Origin of the sequence: Bifidobacterium magnum, from assembly GCF_000741255.1 — a bacterium.
Taxonomy (GTDB): Bacteria; Actinomycetota; Actinomycetes; order Actinomycetales; family Bifidobacteriaceae; genus Bifidobacterium; species Bifidobacterium magnum.
This window is the reverse complement of sequence record NZ_JGZB01000013.1, coordinates 1-17955: the sequence shown is the minus strand read 5'-3', so window position 1 is coordinate 17955 and position 17955 is coordinate 1. Positions and strand designations below refer to the sequence as shown.

General features: G+C 53.0%; 19 protein-coding genes. 6 read left to right on the top strand and 13 right to left on the bottom strand.

What is annotated here, in order from left to right:
* Positions 1-12: 12 nt before the first annotated feature.
* The 5 genes from BMAGN_RS07515 to BMAGN_RS08195 all read right to left on the bottom strand — a co-directional run bounded on the left by BMAGN_RS07515 (position 13) and on the right by BMAGN_RS08195 (position 6004).
* Entirely contained in the window at positions 13-1074 is a 1062-nt protein-coding gene (locus tag BMAGN_RS07515; protein ID WP_022860317.1) for a hypothetical protein, read from the bottom strand.
* Positions 1071-2717, bottom strand: a complete 1647-nt coding sequence (locus BMAGN_RS07510) for a hypothetical protein (RefSeq protein WP_022860318.1) — start codon at positions 2715-2717, stop codon at positions 1071-1073. The genes BMAGN_RS07515 and BMAGN_RS07510 overlap by 4 nt, the downstream gene beginning before the upstream one ends.
* 42 nt (positions 2718-2759) lie before the next feature.
* Entirely contained in the window at positions 2760-4658 is a 1899-nt protein-coding gene (locus BMAGN_RS07505; RefSeq protein WP_022860319.1) for a hypothetical protein, read from the bottom strand.
* On the bottom strand, positions 4658-5095 hold the full coding sequence (locus BMAGN_RS07500; RefSeq protein WP_238548784.1) for a phage terminase small subunit: 438 nt from the start codon (positions 5093-5095) through the stop codon (positions 4658-4660). The genes BMAGN_RS07505 and BMAGN_RS07500 overlap by 1 nt, the downstream gene beginning before the upstream one ends.
* A 579-nt stretch (positions 5096-5674) precedes the next feature.
* Positions 5675-6004 carry an HNH endonuclease gene (locus tag BMAGN_RS08195; RefSeq protein ID WP_033510740.1) on the bottom strand — a complete coding sequence of 110 codons (330 nt, stop codon included), beginning with the start codon at positions 6002-6004 and terminating at the stop codon, positions 5675-5677.
* Between the two features lie 424 nt (positions 6005-6428).
* Here BMAGN_RS08195 and BMAGN_RS08190 point away from each other — a divergent pair, with 424 nt between their 5' ends.
* The 6 genes from BMAGN_RS08190 (at position 6429) to BMAGN_RS07465 (ending at position 12598) form a co-directional block, all read left to right on the top strand.
* Positions 6429-6746, top strand: a complete 318-nt coding sequence (locus BMAGN_RS08190; RefSeq protein WP_081931582.1) for a helix-turn-helix domain-containing protein — start codon at positions 6429-6431, stop codon at positions 6744-6746.
* Positions 6747-7545: 799 nt separating this feature from the next.
* A complete protein-coding gene (locus BMAGN_RS07490; RefSeq protein WP_022860321.1) occupies positions 7546-7860 on the top strand; it encodes a hypothetical protein in 315 nt (104 codons plus the stop codon).
* A gap of 138 nt (positions 7861-7998) precedes the next feature.
* Entirely contained in the window at positions 7999-8877 is an 879-nt protein-coding gene (locus tag BMAGN_RS07485; protein WP_022860322.1) for a hypothetical protein, read from the top strand.
* An 870-nt stretch (positions 8878-9747) separates the two neighbouring features.
* Positions 9748-10332 (top strand): hypothetical protein, encoded by a 585-nt coding sequence (locus BMAGN_RS07475; protein WP_152593284.1) that lies wholly within the window; start codon positions 9748-9750, stop codon positions 10330-10332.
* Positions 10333-10477: 145 nt separating this feature from the next.
* Entirely contained in the window at positions 10478-11188 is a 711-nt protein-coding gene (locus tag BMAGN_RS07470) for a hypothetical protein (protein ID WP_022860325.1), read from the top strand.
* Between the two features lie 141 nt (positions 11189-11329).
* Positions 11330-12598, top strand: coding sequence for a beta clamp domain-containing protein (locus BMAGN_RS07465; RefSeq protein ID WP_022860326.1), 1269 nt, complete (start codon positions 11330-11332; stop codon positions 12596-12598).
* A 121-nt stretch (positions 12599-12719) separates the two neighbouring features.
* Here BMAGN_RS07465 and BMAGN_RS07460 read toward each other — a convergent pair whose 3' ends face one another.
* From BMAGN_RS07460 to BMAGN_RS07430, 8 genes are all read right to left on the bottom strand, one after another.
* A complete protein-coding gene (locus BMAGN_RS07460) occupies positions 12720-13892 on the bottom strand; it encodes an RNA-guided endonuclease InsQ/TnpB family protein (protein ID WP_022860327.1) in 1173 nt (390 codons plus the stop codon).
* Positions 13889-14332 carry an IS200/IS605 family transposase gene (gene tnpA / locus BMAGN_RS07455; RefSeq protein WP_022860328.1) on the bottom strand — a complete coding sequence of 148 codons (444 nt, stop codon included), beginning with the start codon at positions 14330-14332 and terminating at the stop codon, positions 13889-13891. Before tnpA ends, BMAGN_RS07460 begins: the two co-directional genes overlap by 4 nt.
* Before the next feature lie 431 nt (positions 14333-14763).
* Positions 14764-15789 (bottom strand): AcrVA2 family anti-CRISPR protein, encoded by a 1026-nt coding sequence (locus tag BMAGN_RS07450; protein ID WP_022860445.1) that lies wholly within the window; start codon positions 15787-15789, stop codon positions 14764-14766.
* On the bottom strand, positions 15776-16168 hold the full coding sequence (locus BMAGN_RS07445; RefSeq protein WP_022860446.1) for a hypothetical protein: 393 nt from the start codon (positions 16166-16168) through the stop codon (positions 15776-15778). Before BMAGN_RS07445 ends, BMAGN_RS07450 begins: the two co-directional genes overlap by 14 nt.
* A 22-nt stretch (positions 16169-16190) precedes the next feature.
* Complete coding sequence (locus BMAGN_RS08585; protein WP_155802542.1) at positions 16191-16337, bottom strand: hypothetical protein; 147 nt, start codon at positions 16335-16337, stop codon at positions 16191-16193.
* Positions 16312-16563 carry a hypothetical protein gene (locus tag BMAGN_RS08445; RefSeq protein WP_152593282.1) on the bottom strand — a complete coding sequence of 84 codons (252 nt, stop codon included), beginning with the start codon at positions 16561-16563 and terminating at the stop codon, positions 16312-16314. Before BMAGN_RS08445 ends, BMAGN_RS08585 begins: the two co-directional genes overlap by 26 nt.
* 68 nt (positions 16564-16631) lie before the next feature.
* Positions 16632-17057 (bottom strand): hypothetical protein, encoded by a 426-nt coding sequence (locus BMAGN_RS07435; RefSeq protein ID WP_022860449.1) that lies wholly within the window; start codon positions 17055-17057, stop codon positions 16632-16634.
* Between the two features lie 311 nt (positions 17058-17368).
* On the bottom strand, positions 17369-17905 hold the full coding sequence (locus BMAGN_RS07430; protein WP_156095743.1) for a hypothetical protein: 537 nt from the start codon (positions 17903-17905) through the stop codon (positions 17369-17371).
* Positions 17906-17955: the final 50 nt, after the last annotated feature.

Genomic DNA, 17955 nt, shown 5'->3' with positions numbered 1-17955 from the left:
CTCCATACTCTGTTACGATGCAGCTTGCAACGCTGCTTGTGCCTGCATCCGCATCTGTCGGACGCTATTCAAGGCCCGTTTCAAATTCGGGGACGGCGCGAAAACATGGGGAATCCCATCATGGCGGAACCGGACACGCTTACCGGACGACAACACCTCACGGTATTTCGACTCGTACACGTTCGCCCGTTCCACCATCTTCCGCAACTGCTCCCTAGTCCGCCTACGGTCGGGCCGTACCCAAGCGGAATGCTCAACCTTGCGGCCAAGCTCACGCGCGTCACTCATGTAAAGAACGGGGCCAATCTCCCCGTTATTCACACTCATGACACGCACATCCATCAAATCACGGCCGAACTTGCTTCCGGCCTCTTGGTAAATACGTTCCAAATCCTCACGGTTCAACTCGAAACCGGGATCATAATCCGAACCTGCCGGTGCGACACCGCATTTGCAGCGGGAATGCAGCGGCATGAGGTTCGATGTCGAATACCAGCGGTCGGCGGCAACGACACACAAGCCGCACGAACCCGACTGGGACAGTTCCGGGTGCAGCACACGACGGTACGACAACACCTTGCTACGGTTGTAACGGTTCAACACCGCGTCCGTAGCCGACATGTGCGTATCCGTGTCAGCAATGTCCAACAAGCGGGAACGGGCGCTTTCACGCCAACGCGCGGCAGCGCCATCCTCATCCTCGAACGTTTTCGGACGAAGCGACGGTTCCTTCACCGCCGCATCACGGTACGCGGCGGCGGGACGCAAATTCACACGCCACGGGTCGGTATTCGAACGCGGATACACCAGCATGTCAACGTCGCCCTTCGGACTGACACCAACCATGCGCAACGTCTCATCCGCATACGAGACACCCAAATGCCGCGCCTGCTCCACCATGGAAAGCTCGGCCATGGAAGAAGCGGCGGCGACACCCTCAACAACACCGTCATTCCAAAAATCCGACGGCGTTATCTGATCCCACAACGAAGACGAATACTCGTAAAACGATTTGTACAAGTCGGAACGCATCGTTTCCAAAGCGTTCGACGCGACCTCCAACGTGCCTGTCACGACTCACCGCCCGACAAATCCTCGGACATGTCCATTTCGGTAGGCTCGTCCGGGTATTCCGCGTTGAACGTGTAATCATGCACGCCGAAACCCGAAGTGCCACGGTTCGAAGACGGGTACTGTTGCCCCGCATCGTCCAACATGGCCTTCTCCCGCGCCATAGCGCCGATAAACTGGGTATCCGACAAATCCTGCAACGTTTCGTTGATCTCAATTTCGGTCATGCCGTAGTTGCGACGCAAATTCGTCTTGAACGGAAGGTTGTTCTCGGAATACTGGGCAGCTTGCGCCTGCTCCAACTGTGACGGCGGATTGATCGGCTTCCACACCGTCTCAAACCGGTTGTCGGCGGCAGCGGACTGGCCGGACGACACCAACGCCATGCGCATGATACGGGTAAACCCGTCATTCGCACGCGCGTTCATATCCTCAACCTTGAACACAAGTCCCTCACGCTTCAACTGGGCGCCCTCAGCGGAACCCGCCACATCAGGACTCAGAATGTCCAACGGCGTGCCCGACGCGGCAGCAAGATGCTTAATATCCGACGCCACAGCAGTAATCAGCGGGTTAATGTCCGTCGAAGAAGACTCCCAGAACTTCGCATCATCCGGCACAAGCCACAAGGCGTCCGGCCCCGACTGGAACATCTCGGAATAATCAACCTTGTCACCGGCCCTCGCCTGACCGTTCAACACTTGCGGATCATGCTCACGATACACAGTCGGCGCGGAACCCATACTCACCGCACGCTGCTTGAACGCCTGAAGCTCCTGAATGCAGAAACGTTGGAAACGCTGCTGGTCAATCGAAGACAACATCGGAATATGCGGTTCGAACTGCCCCATGCCGCCCGGCGCATGAATACGCACCACAGGCAGCGACGCGCACTCACGCGCATACCGGAAATCATCATCATTCGATGACACGTCCATCCACGAAAACACGGGCGAAAACTCAGGGGCAACCGCGTTGTCCTCATTGTTCGCGACCGCGTAAATCTGCTCGGCGTCACCCTCGGCAAGCATCGTGCGCTCCTCCACTTCGGCGGCGGCAACACGACACGTCACACCCGTAACCTGCCCCTTGTCGTCACGCACCACACGGTAAAGCGCCAAATACTCCTTGCCCTCAGCGGCCTGATACGAGTAGTGGACAGCGGAATCCTCATCGCCCGACACATACGTGTCCCACGGCGACAACACGTCAATATACGACGGCGCGTCCGGGCTATGCACAATCGCATACGCATTCCCGTAAATGCTCAAATCCCTGAACATCTGCCGAGACTTGAGTTCCATACGACAATCCGCCCACATGTCGTCAGCTTCCGTCGAACGAAGCGTCTTGTCCGCGATCAGACGGAACCCCGTAGGACGCTGACGGTAAATCACCGCGTCAGCAATCGCCTTCGCTAAATCCAACTGGCAAATGTCGATAAACCGCTTATACACGGCGTAACCGTTCTGGTTAGCAGACTTCGGGATACTCTTCGACGGAATACGCTCACGACCGTCATAAAACGTCTTCAACATACACAACGTGGGAATACGCGCACACAACGCGGACGCCAACTGGGTCAGCAACATGCCGTCGCCGCCCGGCTCCTCGTCACCCGGAACAAGGCTCACCAAATCAGCCATGCGAACAACCTCCTAAACATTAAGCAGCCCGCATGGTCGCCATCACCACACGCGCATAGGCATGAACACCGGTTCTTCCTGTTCGACCGCCGCACCCAAATAACGGTCGCGGGCACGGTACGCCAACAAGCCAGCCATCAACGCATCAATCTTGTGAGGACTATTAGGCGTCTCCTTGAACACCAAATACCCCTCAGGACGATCACGACGTCGCCCGTTGCGGAAATGGTCAAGCAGCCGCGGATCAGCAAACAGCATGATGTTCGTTAAATCCGGTTCCGAACCGGCAGGAACCTCACGCATCGGCTCGCCAAACGCCGCATACATGGTCTTCAACTCGGCCATCACGTCACGCTTGTAACCGTTCATCGGGAACCGGATATGCGTGCCGTTATAACGCGGGAACACCTTCAAACGGGAACCGTAATCGTTCTCCCACTGGGCGATAAACGGCTCCCACTCGTCCGTATCCGCAAACATGCCGACAACGTTGTAGTTGTCGAACATCCACCGAACCTTACCGTCAAAAGCGTCACGGTCAACACGCCAGCCAGCAGCTTGCGGGCCGTCCGGCTTCTGCTCAATCTTGATCAAAAACAGCAAGCCGTCACGCACACGGCAACCAACCAGAGCCGTAGAATCGTCCGACACGGAACCGTCAAAGCCAAGCGTGATCTCATCGTCCGTGGAAACCACGTCACGCCACGCATTGTCCAAACCGATCAAATCGCGGGAAGACACATACCGGTCAACAACATTCCGGTACGCCGCGTGAGACTGCACCATGTCCTCGGACAGCCACGAATCCTTAGCAGACGCCAACGTGTTGAAATAAAACCTCAGCGCGTTGTTCGGATCATAACCCGGATCAAGAATCTTCTTCTCGGTACGGCGCAAATCACACCAGCCCAACCGTGAAGGCCCCGGCTCAACACCATCATCCTTCAACGACCAGCCAGACTCGGTACGACCATCCTTGCCAACCGGCTCCATACGGCCGTCAGGAGTAAACACGTAATCACGGTCGTCAGGAGACCGCATGGCCGAACCATACGACTCGTACAAGGCTGTCTCCAACTTGCCACGATTCGCCATGTCAGCACGCGAAATCGTCGCGTACCGGTGATCGAACAGCAAATCCTCCCAGCCCTTCAAACGGCCGTCCATCACATCATGAGCGGTCTTGTAAGCGTGCTCAGCCACAGAATCCTCACCCGGCGCATACATGGTCGTAGTCTCCAAATACCACGGGTCATCCATCACACCACGCTTCGTCAAATTCTGAGTCATGATGTCATGCATGTCACGAAGCCGCTTGTTGTTGTACTGATGCACCTCATCAAAACACACAAACGTCTGCAAACCGCCATCATTGCTACGCGCAGACGTGGCAACAAACCGAATCTCCATACCAGTCTTCGGATACACGATACGGGTTTTGCCAGCATCCATGCCGTCGCCCTCAAGAAACCGCAAATAGCCTTCCGTACAGTTGTAATAAATCGTGTCATACACTTCGCCAGTCTGATCCTCGGCAGTAGCGACACAAGTCACCAGCGGGGCCTTAACCGGACGGCCCAACGGCTCGCCCTTACGGTACGTGTACGTCACACCCAAAAACGTGTAGGTTTCGCCACCCTTCGCCCAGCCAGCAAACCGGCACGGGCCAAACGCTTCAAACAACGCGATCTCAGCAGCCAAACCACTCTTGTTGCAACCCTTCGGACGCGACAAAAACACATGACCAAAACGACGCCGCCCATGACGGTCAAGCGCATAACAATCCACAATAAACTGGAAATACTCAGGCGAATGATACACACGCTGACCAATACCCGAACCACGGCCAATCAACGTGAACGTCTCAATCCACCACACCGCCAAACGGCCCAACGAACGCTGACGATCCTCACGAGACAAACGCGGAATCACATCATGCATCACATCACCGCGCCCGCACGCTCATCGAAATCAGCTTGCGAAACCGGCACAATCGCAAACCCGCGAATGCCAGCAGCCATATCATTCGCTTCAGGCTGCTCAATCTTCAGCTTCACCTTCGACTCAGGCGTATTACCATACTGGTTCAAACGCTGACGAAGCTCAGGCCCCAAACCGTCATACGAACGACGCTTAATGCTCTTGTCCATAATCGCCATCGACAAAATAAACTCGTTCCACTCCCAACGCGAACGAAGCTTGCGTGCCTGTGGACTACGACGAAACGACTCATAATATTGACGCACAAACAACGACCACTCGTCATTGATCAGATTCAACGCGGTAGCAGGCGGCAAATCAGGGCCAATAGGCTCCAACTCCTCAAACTCGTAATCGTCGCCCACATCCTCGGACGGGTTGACAATCTCATTCGACATGCCCTCATGCTTCCTCGCGCTCCTATGCCCGTTCCCGGCCATGATGCACAACCTTTCCGTCCCATGACGGGACAAAAACCATGCACGCCGCTTAACCCTGACGGCCCAAGCAGCGGTAATGAACAATCACACTGTTCGACAATGTGCGCGAACCACCAAGCTTCGGCGGAACAAGCCACGAAGGAGCGCCAACATCACGCGAATACACGTCACGCGACGCCGGTTCCCCACACACATGACATATGCCGCCCGAAGCCTTCCACACATCCCGCTCGGAAAAAACCTCAGCAGGAACAGAAGTCGCTTCCGCCACAGGCTCCACAGGAAGCTCATGCAACGGCGTATGCGGATGCTCAGCAAGCCAAGGCTCACGCTTACGACGGCGAAAATACCGCAACCGGCACACGTCCGAACAAAACTGTTGAGACGACCGTTTCACCTCAAAAGCATTCCCACAACACGAACACAACCGTTCACGCCGCTTAGGAACCGCCGAACCCGAATACTGCCAACGGTTGTAATGCGACTTGCACATGCCACGCGCAACAGCCGGACGGTCACAACCGGCAACCTGACAACTCAATGACCGAATGCGGGATGAGAATACCATTCGTTATCCTCCCGCCGCTTCCTGTACTTCTCTTTCGCTTCAGCGGACTCGCGCCAAGTTTTCTGAGCATGATGGTAATCACACAGCGACCACAAGTTAGAAGACGAATCGTCATCATGCACCGGGTCACGCTGCTTGTGATCCACCTGATTCGCATAAGCGCCACACGGATGGTACAAGCCGAACTCGTCCATCACAGGCCAACGGCACGAATGGCCGTCACGTTCAAGGATTTTCGCGCGGATTTTAGCCCAACCGGGGTTAAAACGCTTCTTGCGTTGCGAAGAAGACCACGCCATGAGCACCGCCAAACATTGAAGAATACAAGGAAGGACACCGGCAACCCTAGAACAGCACATGACGACTGTTTGGCAGTGTCCTTCCTGAACCGCCCACCGTGTATCGAAGGCATCATCACTTGTTTCGCGCCCTACGGCGACCCCTTCACAACAGTGGGAAATTATGAAGCGTGCCGAAATATGAGAACTTTTTGTTTCATATTTCGGCACGTTTTCTGGTATCAATATTACTCAAAATAAGCGTCTCAGCAACCGTCGCCACGGCTTGTCAAATTCGGCGTGTCGCCAATCGTTCCAAACTCTCCCAGACATAGTGAAACGCGAATTCAGATTCCGTCCGTCACAGCATTCACAGCCAGAACCAGAACGGCCAGCGGCCCCGGATTTTTTTGACGGGGACACCCCCCGGCCCTATACTTTTCATATGACTACTGAGAGAAATGCGGCCGCGGTTGAGCGCGGTAAAAAATTACGTGAACTTAGGCTTAAAAGAGGATTGACTCAGGCGCAAATTGCTGAGCGTGTCGACGGGTGGAATCAGTCCCGTGTCGCGTCGTTCGAGCGTGGTGACTCTGACCTTGCTAATGCTACTTTCCGTAGCGTTTTGCAGCTCTCTAGCGCTTTGGGCTGTGCTGTGTCTAAGCTTGCCAAGATTTATTTTAATTTATTTTTTTATTTTATTTTTATTTTTTTTATTTTGTTTTGGGCGTGCGTTTTTAACGTGCGCCTATCTGTATGTTGAGATGTGCTGTTGACATGTGGCGTGGCGGGTGCTACGCGCACATGTGGGCGTAGTTGTCTCATTCTGTGGGATAGGTCTTGACTTGGGTGTGTGGTCTGTGGTATTTAGCAGCGTCCGCATTTTGAGATTGGTCTTGACATTGTCTGTTGCGTAGTGTATCACGCATGTGTTCTATTTATCTTGGCCATGTTTTTGCGTTGCGCGACACGCCGTAGAGCCGTTCTGCCGATTGGGTTTTATTGGGGTCACTTGCAGTCCGTTATCGGACTGTGTATAGTGAATGTCATCAACAAAACAACTGAACACCCCCGATAACAAGGTGGGAATGAAGTTACCTAACTGAACAGTGGACGCGAATAACACTATTAAATAGTGTGTGTGAATATTCGTTAAGCGACGCCCCTGTTGTGCCTACGCAGAGCATGTGGGAGGGGTAAAGGTGCGGCCACGCTAAACGTGGTGGTTTGAGGTATTAAGCACATATGTGGACTGGTACCGCTTTACGCGACGACTGTAAGCAAGCCCAAGGCTAGAAGATACTTACACGAGCGGCTAACTGAGAGGAATACAGACGTGCCGAACTGTGCGGAAAGGATGATTCATGTCTTCTGCTTCCTACGATCAACCTCGGTTGATCCCGTAAATAGACTTCGGGGGCGTGGTGTATCACACGCCACGTCCCCCTATTTACCTACCGGTTTTGGAATGTGGAATGTTCCGTAACCGGGACTAGTGCGCATCCATGCGCATCCTACAGGCGTCCGACGGCGCCGAAACTACTGCAAAGGAAGTATAAGAAATGCGTATCTACAATATTGCTGAGTACCTCAGCGCGCTCACGCCCGACATGGTTGACAATACCGAACTGTACTTTGTGACAGACGCGGACGACTATTCATGTGACGGCGGTCGTGTATACGACTCTAGGCGTGAGGCGTTGGAAGACCTGTACAGCATGGCCGTCAACGATCCGACGGATTACATCGGTTGTGAGTACAGCGTGTTCAGCATGGCGTTCGATGTCCACCACGGTACAGCGTGGGGGGACGACGAGATTGCATGTTACAGGGTTGAATCCGACGGGTCCACTGTTTACTGGGGGCCGTCTATCTGACCATCGTAGGGGCCACGGCAACGTGGCCCCATTCTCTTACCAAATTTGGGGTGTGGAATGTCTCGAATTTGGGGCATACGCATACGATCGTATGTGTCCGACAGGCGTCCGACGGCGCCGAAAAGTAAGGAAACCAAAATGACCTACATCATCGATATGGATACCCAGACTACTCTCACCGTGGACGTGAGCACGGACGAGTATGGTGACATCACCGTCACCACTGACGTGGTGGCGGCATCCGGCTACCGTCATACGCATGTGTATGAAGATTGCAGTGAGGCGCGTGACGCGCTGCACGACATTCTTCGCGCCGTGCCATTGGGCGACGTGGCCATAGTAAAATTCCTGTACCACGTCGGCTATGAGATGCGTGAGATTGAAGAGCCGGACGCGCCGAAGCGTTCGCCCGAAGAGAGCGTGACGCGCATCATCAATAAGGGGCGTGCGCACACCATTGCACGCAACACGCGCGCTTGCGTGGGGGACCCGTGCGACGACAGGGACGGCATCGACTTGCGTCACATCGCCGCCGATATCCGTGCCGCGTATGCGGACTACGGTACGGCTGAAAGCCGGATCGTAGACGTGACCGTGTCGCAAGACAGGGACGGCTCTGACATGATCACGGTAGAGCTGTCCAACGGGCGTGTCGTGACAGGACGCCCGGACGCCAATTTTACAGAGTGCCTCACTTGGTACGATCATGACGGCGATTTCATCCACGGCGACAATTTCGAGCCGATCATTTACGACACGCCACAATACAGCGACATTATCAGCGGCATTGTCGCCGTCTTGGTAGACCAGGCGGCGCTACCGCCTGTTTTCCGGGACGTGAATGGCGTCACGCAAGATTATGAACCGGCTGTGCATCTTATGGATGACACGCTACGCGACGCGCTAAGCGCCGAAATGGTTGGGGCCACACCCCAAGCGTTCATAGAAGCCTACGCGAACGCACACAGGGAAACGTTCGGGGAAGACTTCGAGCCGTATGACGGCTATGTGTGGTGACACACGTCCGGGGCCACGCTGATCGGCGTGGCCCCATCCTACCCAATCCCATCAATCTAAGCAAGGATGTATCAAAATGCGTAATCAAATTGTGCGGCTGTGGTCTGCAATTATCGTAATTATCATATGTGCGGCAGTGTTGCCCTTGGCATCGGTTCCCCATTGCGTCTATGAAGACGGCTCTAGTAGCGTCGGGCTGTGTGTGTGGGATGCGCATACGGACGGCAACGGCATCGGTACAGGCACGTACCTGTATGCGTCCGGCAGTGAGGTTGCAAGGTGGTAGCCATGCGTATGCTTGACATGGCAACTTTTGCCGACGCTGTAAAATCCCGTGTGGCCGCGCCTGTAGACAGCGTTACCACTGTACAGACTACGGACGGCATGGCCGCGCTTATAGTCCGGCTATCTAATCGCCATACTGTGACAGTGACGCCACAGGCCGGGTTTACGGACGTCTTGCTAGCGGATGATGTTGCGACGCTAGCGGACGGTACTACAGAATGCGACGCAATGGCCTTAGTGTCAGTGCGTTCATACGCGGACTATATGGCGGCTATAAAGGTTGTTGCCGCCATGGTTACGGACGCGGCTCAGTGCGCGACGTTTATGGTTCTCAAATAGCGTATGGTGACACGCCGAACACTTGACTAGCATACCAATGGTATGCAACAATAATCATACGCGGCTACCATCGTAGCCAACTACTTTTAAGGATACTAAAATGACAACTCTCAAAATGGATGCCCCGATCACGTCCGTTAATTGGGCGGAATTTTCCAAAAACGTGAATAAGCGTTTCCACAGCATCAAAAATCGTACCGTGTACGTGGAACCGTCCGGCAACGGGATCGTAGCATATATTTCAACGTGGGGCGACCTGAACCAGTTTCAGGTGAGTTCACATGGAACGGCTACGATACGACGCTCAACGATGTCGTTGCATGGCTCTCTACTAACGCGGAATGGTTGGACGGCTACACTAGATGGGTATGGAGTACAGCGAACACAATTCTCGTTGATATAGGTTCACCTTACGAAGACATCGTTAAGAAAGAAATTCTCAACACGTTGGAAACGCTTACGCCCGATACTGATTCGTTTGGATGGTTGGAAAATCAAGTTTGCTTGAGCGCCACAGCATCCGACTTAGACGGCTATGACATGACTTGTTTTGTTGCCGATATGCATGACGATGAAACTAGCCTTGAGTATGCGCGCGAAAACGTTGCTGAATGGCTTGCTCATTGCACGCCATATGAAGCGGATTGGATATTTTGGGCCACTGATGTGACCTATATGGAAGCGTTGTCGTCCGATGAAAATGTGATTGCTTACGATAGGCTTCTACGCTTTTGCGTGTTCCCTAAGGTGTGGGATTCCATGGGCGATGAACTTAAGGGAATTGCCGCGCAATGCGATATGAACGCATACGCACACGGCTACGTTTGCTAATTCTTCTACAGGCCCCCGATTCGTTGGGGTTGGGGGCCTTGTTCCTCTCACGGCTTTGGGGTGTGGAATGTTCCGAAGCCGGAACATGCGCACACAACAGTACGTTAGTACAGGCGTTTACGACGCCGAAACGAAAGGAAACACAATGACCTACGCAATTGATATGGACACCGATGCCCCTGTATATTCCGAGAACGGATTGTGCCTGTCGGGCATCTTGGAAGAAATATGCAACGCATACCCCGACTATGGTACGGAATCATGCAATGTCACGTCAATGTATGTGACACAGGATGAAGACGGGTTTGACGCTATAGCGGTTGAAATGCGTAATGATCGTACTCTGTATCTTACGGCTAGCCCATGGCATCGGCATGGATTATTCTACTATGATGCGCATTCCATGCAGACGCTAGTAAAGTTTGGCGGTAGCTTCAAACAGGTTGAAGACGCGATAAGCCGGGTTGTTGCCGACGTGCGGGAATATTCCATGCTACCGCCTAAGAACCGTGCGGCCGAACAGTCTGAGATTACTCTTGATTTAGGCGGTATTGCTCACGACATTTGGCGTGAGTATGCGAAACGCGGCCGCGTTGGTAAGCCTATTGTAGACGTGTGGCGTGAGCTGACTGACGATGAATCTCAAATAATTGTAGCCAAGCTGATCAACAGTCGTTATGTGTTTATGACGGTATCGCCCGACAGCTCTGCATGTCTTACGTATGAGAATGCGGCATGGTGGCCGACTGTTGCGGATTTTCGTGGCCGCGTTTATTCCGATGTGATTAGCGGCATTGTAGACGACTTGCTACAGGCCGCGTCCGTTCCATCCATTTTCGTGGAAGAACATAACTGAATATACGCCAGTGGTGTGTGGTAAACCCCACGTTTGCGACACGCCGATAATCTTGACAAACATACCAATGGTATTCGATAATGGGTACACATACAGGCTACAGACTGTAGCCGATTACATTAGATAAGGAAATGACCTAAAATGAGCAACACTAAGATTACTGTTGATTTTTCCGCTCTCTCCGCAATGGAATCCCGCATTGTGAAGAAGCTCGCCGCGCAAAGTGATCGGGCGGCAACCAAGAACAAGGGTGTTCCCCCGTTCGTTTGGAACAATGGAACCACATTGAACGTTGAGTTCTTTGAAAACATTATTGTCCAGGCACAAACCGATCAGCATGACGGCGTTCACGGCGTCATGGTTAACGGCTCTTGGGAAACTCTGCTAGGAAGCGTCAAGCGTCCGGCTCAGCTTCGTACCGATGATATTCCGGCCCCCGTGTTGGAACATGTTCATACGGTTCACGTCAAGGATGCTACTGCGATGCTGAACGTTCTGCATACGGCAACCGTCATTGCGCGAAACGATAAGCATCATTCTATTCTGCAATGCGTTTGGTTGCAAGGTTCCAAGGGTTCCAACAAGTTGACTGTTGGAGCTACCGATCGTTTTCGCGCTACGTACCGTGAGATTGATGTGGAACCGTTGGAAGCGGATGTTCACGCGCTGATTTCAAATTCCACACTGTCGGGTCTGTTGACTAAGCGTCGCGCGGATGCCGGTTCGTTCGACATGGATGTTGTTACGAACGGTAAGAACAATTATGTTCGTTTCCATTGCGCACCGAACATTCTGTTCTATGCGCTTGGTTCCGATCATGAACCACCGGCTATACAGCGTCTGTTCCACCGGGTTGAGGAATCTAATATTACGATCACGGCTAATGTTAAGGATGTTGTTAAAGCGCTTGACATTGCTAGCCATGGCGCGGCCAAGTGCGAGAATCCGGCCATTGTGGTCGAGTTCGATAGTAAGCAGAACGTCATGTGGTTCCATGGTGGTGACAAGGATGACGCGGTTGCGGCCGTGAATGCGGTTGTTGACGTGCGCGGTGAACGGTACCGTATTATTCATTTGAATAGGAAATATTTCATGGATGCGCTCAAGGGCGTGGCACGCGGTTCCGAAACTGTGGTGTTGTCTATGCTCACGCCTGTAAAGCCGGTTATTATCTGCTCTGCTGAGACGGTTGACGATCAGTTCCCGTTCGGAACGATTATTTGCCCGATACGTGGTGGTGTGGATTGCACGAATGATTGGACGTCTGAGTATGCTCAATCGGCTACCATGATCGGCTCACGGGATGATGTGAGCGCCAGGCGTGAGACTGTCAAACCTGTAAAGAAGCGCAAGACTGTCAAGCGTGAGACTGTCAAGGTTGAACCGTCTACTGATTTGACACTCCCGTGATTGAAAATCACGGGATTCCTGCGAACTGGGCGTGCTTGGCACTTGGCTTGCGCGCCTGATGTCAGAGGCTTCCCATATTGAGCAGGCTATCCCCGATTGTCGGTCGGTTCCTCTTTTGTCGTTATTCCCCGCTTCCGTTGAGTCGAAGCGCCTCATCCCTGATATTCAGGGCGGCGTTCACATCGCGATCGTGCAGGGTGCCGCAATGCCCGCACACCCATTCGCGTTCAGACAGCCGCAGCCTCTGGTACTTGTATCCACACTCGTGGCAGAGTTTGGAACTGGGGTAGAATCTGTCCACCCGGATAAGGGCGCGTCCGTACCATTCCGCCTTATAGGACAGCTTGTCCACGAGGCCGCTCCACCCGTCGCGGAGTATGGAACGGTTCATCGCGCGTTTGCGCGCCTGACCGTTGCGCATCGGCTTGCCATCTGCATCTAGTCTTTCCCTCGCCTTTCGCGTCATGTTCCGCACCATCAGGGTCTCCATGCCGATGAATTGGTTCTCTTCGATCAGCCTGTGGGACAGTTGGTGCTGGAAGTCGTCGCGGTAGTGACGGAGCTTCGCGTAGGCTTTGGCGAGCTTTTGCTTTTGCCTGATGTAGTTGCTTGCCCCTTTCTTCCTGTGCGACAGTCGGCGTTGTTCGCGCTTCACTTTTTCTTCTAAATCTCGAAGTCGTGTCGGGTAGTTGATTTTCTCGCCCGTGCTGAGCGTGAGAAAGTCCTTGACGCCCAAGTCGATGCCGATGCATCCTTCCGCTGGGGGTTTCGGCCGGACGTCCACGTCGAACAGGAGCACCAGATAGTACGTCCGGTTCTCACGCTTCACCGTCCAGCTGGACAATGATTCGATTGGATAGCGTAGTCGGTCGCGTTTGCGGATGCGCACCGAACCGAGCTTCTTGGACAACGGGTACCGGTTGCCATCCATGCGGCGTATGGGCATGGTGTTGCGAAACGATTGGATGTTGTCGTTCCTTGAGGCGAAACGGGGACGATGCTTCTCGTAGTCGGCCTTGCGGAAGTACGCCGACCGTGCCTTGCGGAAGTCCATGATGGCGTTGCTCAACGCGTTCGACGGGATTGGACTGTCACTGAGCCATCCGTTCGCGTTTTTCATGTCGGTCACGTTCGGATACTCGGGGTTCGGGTTCGTCTCTTTGTCGTACGTGTTGAACGCCTCGACCTGCTGATTGTAAGCGAAACGCCTATCTCCGAAACACTGTTCCAACAGTTGCGCCTGCGTTTTCGACGGCGTGAACGGTATGCGTTGCGCGATCTTGCGTTTGGTCATGAGCGTTCACGCTCCTTGGTTCTTTGGTTGTCGATGTATTTGGCGACCGCTTGTTCGTTCACGGCGCCGATGCTTTCCGCGAAGTAGCTGGGTGACCACAGGCTGCGTTCCCCTTTTCGTTTCCAGTAGGTGCTTTTGAGTTCGGGGTGCATGGCGAACAAGCGCAGGCTGCTGGTGCCTTTCAGTTGTTTTACGATGCTGCTCACGCTTAGTTTCGGCGGCGCGGACACGAACAAGTGCACATGGTCATCCAAGCCGACCTCGACATGCGGTATGCGATAGCCGTGTTCCGCCGCTATGGCGTGCAGAATGGTCTTCAGATCCTCGTCCACGCCGTTCGTGAGTACTTTGCGACGATATTTCGTGCACCAGATGATGTGGTAGTTCAGATTGTACACTGAAGTTCTACCATGTGTGAATCGTTCACCATATGTGCTCATAGGTTTTATGATACCATATTCACTACCATATGCAAGGTGGAAGCGTTCTAACCCGGCATTGAAATACCGGGTTTGCGAACGCCAAAATTTCATCAACGACCGAACCCACGCCATATCCGCGTTGGCCCGCGTCAGCCAATACGGGACGCCCGCCGAAAAGAAACAAGTACGGGCGGCGGTATACAAAAAATACCCGTCCCTAAAAAAGGGACGGGCACGAAAATAGGGGGTATGTAAAATCTGAGGTTGGAATTGGGGTGGGCGTCTAGCCGATAGTCATGTGCCAATGAAAAGAGTGTTTGGTAAATCTGTGGTTGAAACGGAAACACGTCTCGAACTATTTTCAACCAGACGGTTCCTCCTAGGACTTAACGGATGAACATCCTTCGGAACCCGTCATTCAACCAGAGATTTTACATACCCAAAATAGGCTAAAGGACGTGTACTTTCTCACGAATCCTTAACGGCTTGTCTTCAGGCCCCGCAATGTACGGCGCGATCCACACGCGCTTACGCTGCTTGTGACCCTTCCCGTAGGCTTGATTACGGAAATGGCCACTCACAATGTAACGGTGGTCTCGTGGACGGTATTTGCGGCCCGTGGGCGCTGACGGTTGGGTACGGCGTAAACGTATTACACTCACCTCAGACTGTTTACGTTTCACGGGCTTCTTTATGGTTACGCGCGTCCGTGTCTGTTCCGCCACTTTCGGCTCACGTGCCAACGCATACGCCGCCGCGATCAGACACACGGGAAGCGCATCCTCAGGCTCAACACAGTACGCTTCCCGACGGCAACGCGACAACGCTTTCATACTCAAACCCTTGGGAAGAATCGGCTTGTAATCGCCAAACAGCACGGGCACATGATCCATCGACATGCCTTGGAACGCCGCGTAATACGAACGAATGTCGGTCTCTTGAAAATATTTTTTTTCCAACATGTCGATCACATGCTTGCCTTGCCGCAACGTGGCCATGGCTTCCTGTACATGCCCGCGCAATTCAGGCAACGGGATCACAGGTGCAGTCGAAAACCCTTCCGTTGTTGATGCGACAAGAAACATGCTTGACGCGCGTGATGGAAGCTTCACGGTATCCCGTCCTTGTATTCCCCCGGCCATTGCTTCGGGCATCTCCATCGGGGCGATGTTAAAGCCGGGAGCCACATCAGACAACGGTTCAGGGAACACCACTAACAGGCGCAACGGCAACAAATCCTGCCATTCGTCCATGATCCCAGTGGTTTCCAACGTGTCAACTGCAAGCGCGAAAATGTCGGGCGTAATCACCAAAAGTTCCGCTTCATCCGCAACGTTTTCCCAAATACCGTAAGCACGTTCGCCCTTCTCAAGAGTTGAGTAACGCGATATAATGTATTTGAGAGTCTGCTTGCAAGCGTTCAAATACGCGCACATGTCAGCGCGGGCTTCTACCAACTGTTCAGGCTTCATCATCGGTCAACCCCAATTCATCCTCATATCCCGTGTAGTCGGTTTCATCGATCGTGTAGCGGATACGCGCACCCGTGTACTTTTGCGCCGCCCACGCGATAGACCGCCACCAGTCAGCCGGAAAACCGCCGTCAGCTTGACTATTCACGCGCGGAACAAGAATAACGTCAGCGTCTTCCTTGATCAGCTTCTTCACTTGTTCCGTCCACAAGTCTTGTAGCGCCCACAAATCATCCGCGTACTCTTGCGGAACGATACGGTTGCGCCCCCAATTGTGAACCGTGTGTTCTTTCACGCCCCAACGAAGACCAAGCCACCTGTCGGATAATCCCATTGATTCACGGCACGCCTTCAGTTCGGCGGGTGTCATCATCGATGTCATTTCAGGTCAGTTCCTTTCTTAATCAGTCTTCAAACAAATCCGTGAACGGCTCACGCAACGTGTCATAGTCTGGCAAACCTTCATTCGCATACAGGTACAACACCGCATGTTCCGAAAACACGTCGCACAACATGTCAAGCTCTTCACGCGAACGCATAATCGCCCGCATACACTTTCTTCGTCTGCTTGTCCTTGATCAGATACAAAGTGTTCTTGTCGTGTTCCACCATGGCGAAGCTACTCGAACCGTCACGCATATCAATCGTTGTGCTACCGTCAGCGTTGGCCAGCGTGACCGTTGCCCCGTCTGATACAACAGGGCCGTTCGGTGTGAGCCTTATCGAAAAACCGTTAGAATCATGAATCCCATGGTTGTCAATCAAAATCTTTCCCATGGCCAAAACCCTTTTCGCATAAAAGGCGTGGGCTACGGGTACGCAACCCACGCCAATATGGCCAGCAACTAATGACGGCATTCCCGTTCGTTAATCTGCTGTAGGAAATCGTTGCCGATCATCGACTGCAACACGTCAAACAACTTTTCATCGATGCCGTACTCGTTCATACGTCCGCTCATCATGTCGCTGGAATAATCGTATTCGCCCAACAAATCGCCCTCAGAATCGTGGAACGACCACTTCAACTTAGTGAATTGCCATTCATCCATGTCGCGTTCTTCAACAACCTCAACATCGAGAGCCAAGAACGGAACCCACACACCACACTCCAACAGTCTAGGATCATTCGTAATATGGATGTCTGACTTTGCAACCATGGTGTTTTCGTGTACTTCGTCCGCTAGTATGTCCATGAACTTCAGGACTTGCGCGTACACTTCCTTACCCGTCCACGATTCATTGAACTGGGGGAATTCCTTAACGTTTTCCATGATATTTTTGGCCTTTCCTTAAATTTGGGGAACAATTGTTCCCGGTTTTTTTATTCTAAAATCTTTCAGATTAACGGACAATGCTTAAGCAAGCGCCGTTGAGATCCCGGTAAATCTCTTCCCATTGCTCTTGGTTTTTCACCCGCTTCGTAAGCTCCACAGGCCCGGACGCTCATTGACTGTCCCACGTAACCCGATTGCCCGTAAGTTACTTTGCTCATTTCAATCACTTACTTTCGTATAAAAATTGTTGGATTCAATCCGGGGACGCCGCATTGCATCCCCGGAATTTTTTGGAAACGGTAGAACCGTTAGGAAGCTACAGTAAACCCGCGTTCCTCAACAAGCGTCTTAATGTGACGCTCTACAGCCTTGTCCTTGGCTGCTTCGTACCATTGCCGGACAACGACCACACAGCGCGTCCCGTCGCTTCCAACGTAACCAATCTTGCGCCCCTTGGCATCCCGCACATACACGGTTTTCAGACCACTGAGCACGGGAATCTGCTTGACACTCAACCCGGATTCCACCACATGCCGGACGGCAATTCGTTTCGCTTCTACCGTTGGAATCTCAACGGTAGGGGTGGGATCAGTTGCGACAGTCTCAACAACCTCAGCAACAACAGTTTCCACAACCTCACGGCTTGGCTCATGCTTGACCATCGCGCTAGGATCAATAACAATCGTCTTGATCATGTCATCGGGATTGACGGTTGCAACCGGCTTGATGAAATTTTGGCGTTCGCAAACCCGGTATTTCAATGCCGGGTTAGAACGCTTCCACCTTGCATATGGTAGTGAATATGGTATCATAAAACCTATGAGCACATATGGTGAACGATTCACACATGGTAGAACTTCAGTGTACAATCTGAACTACCACATCATCTGGTGCA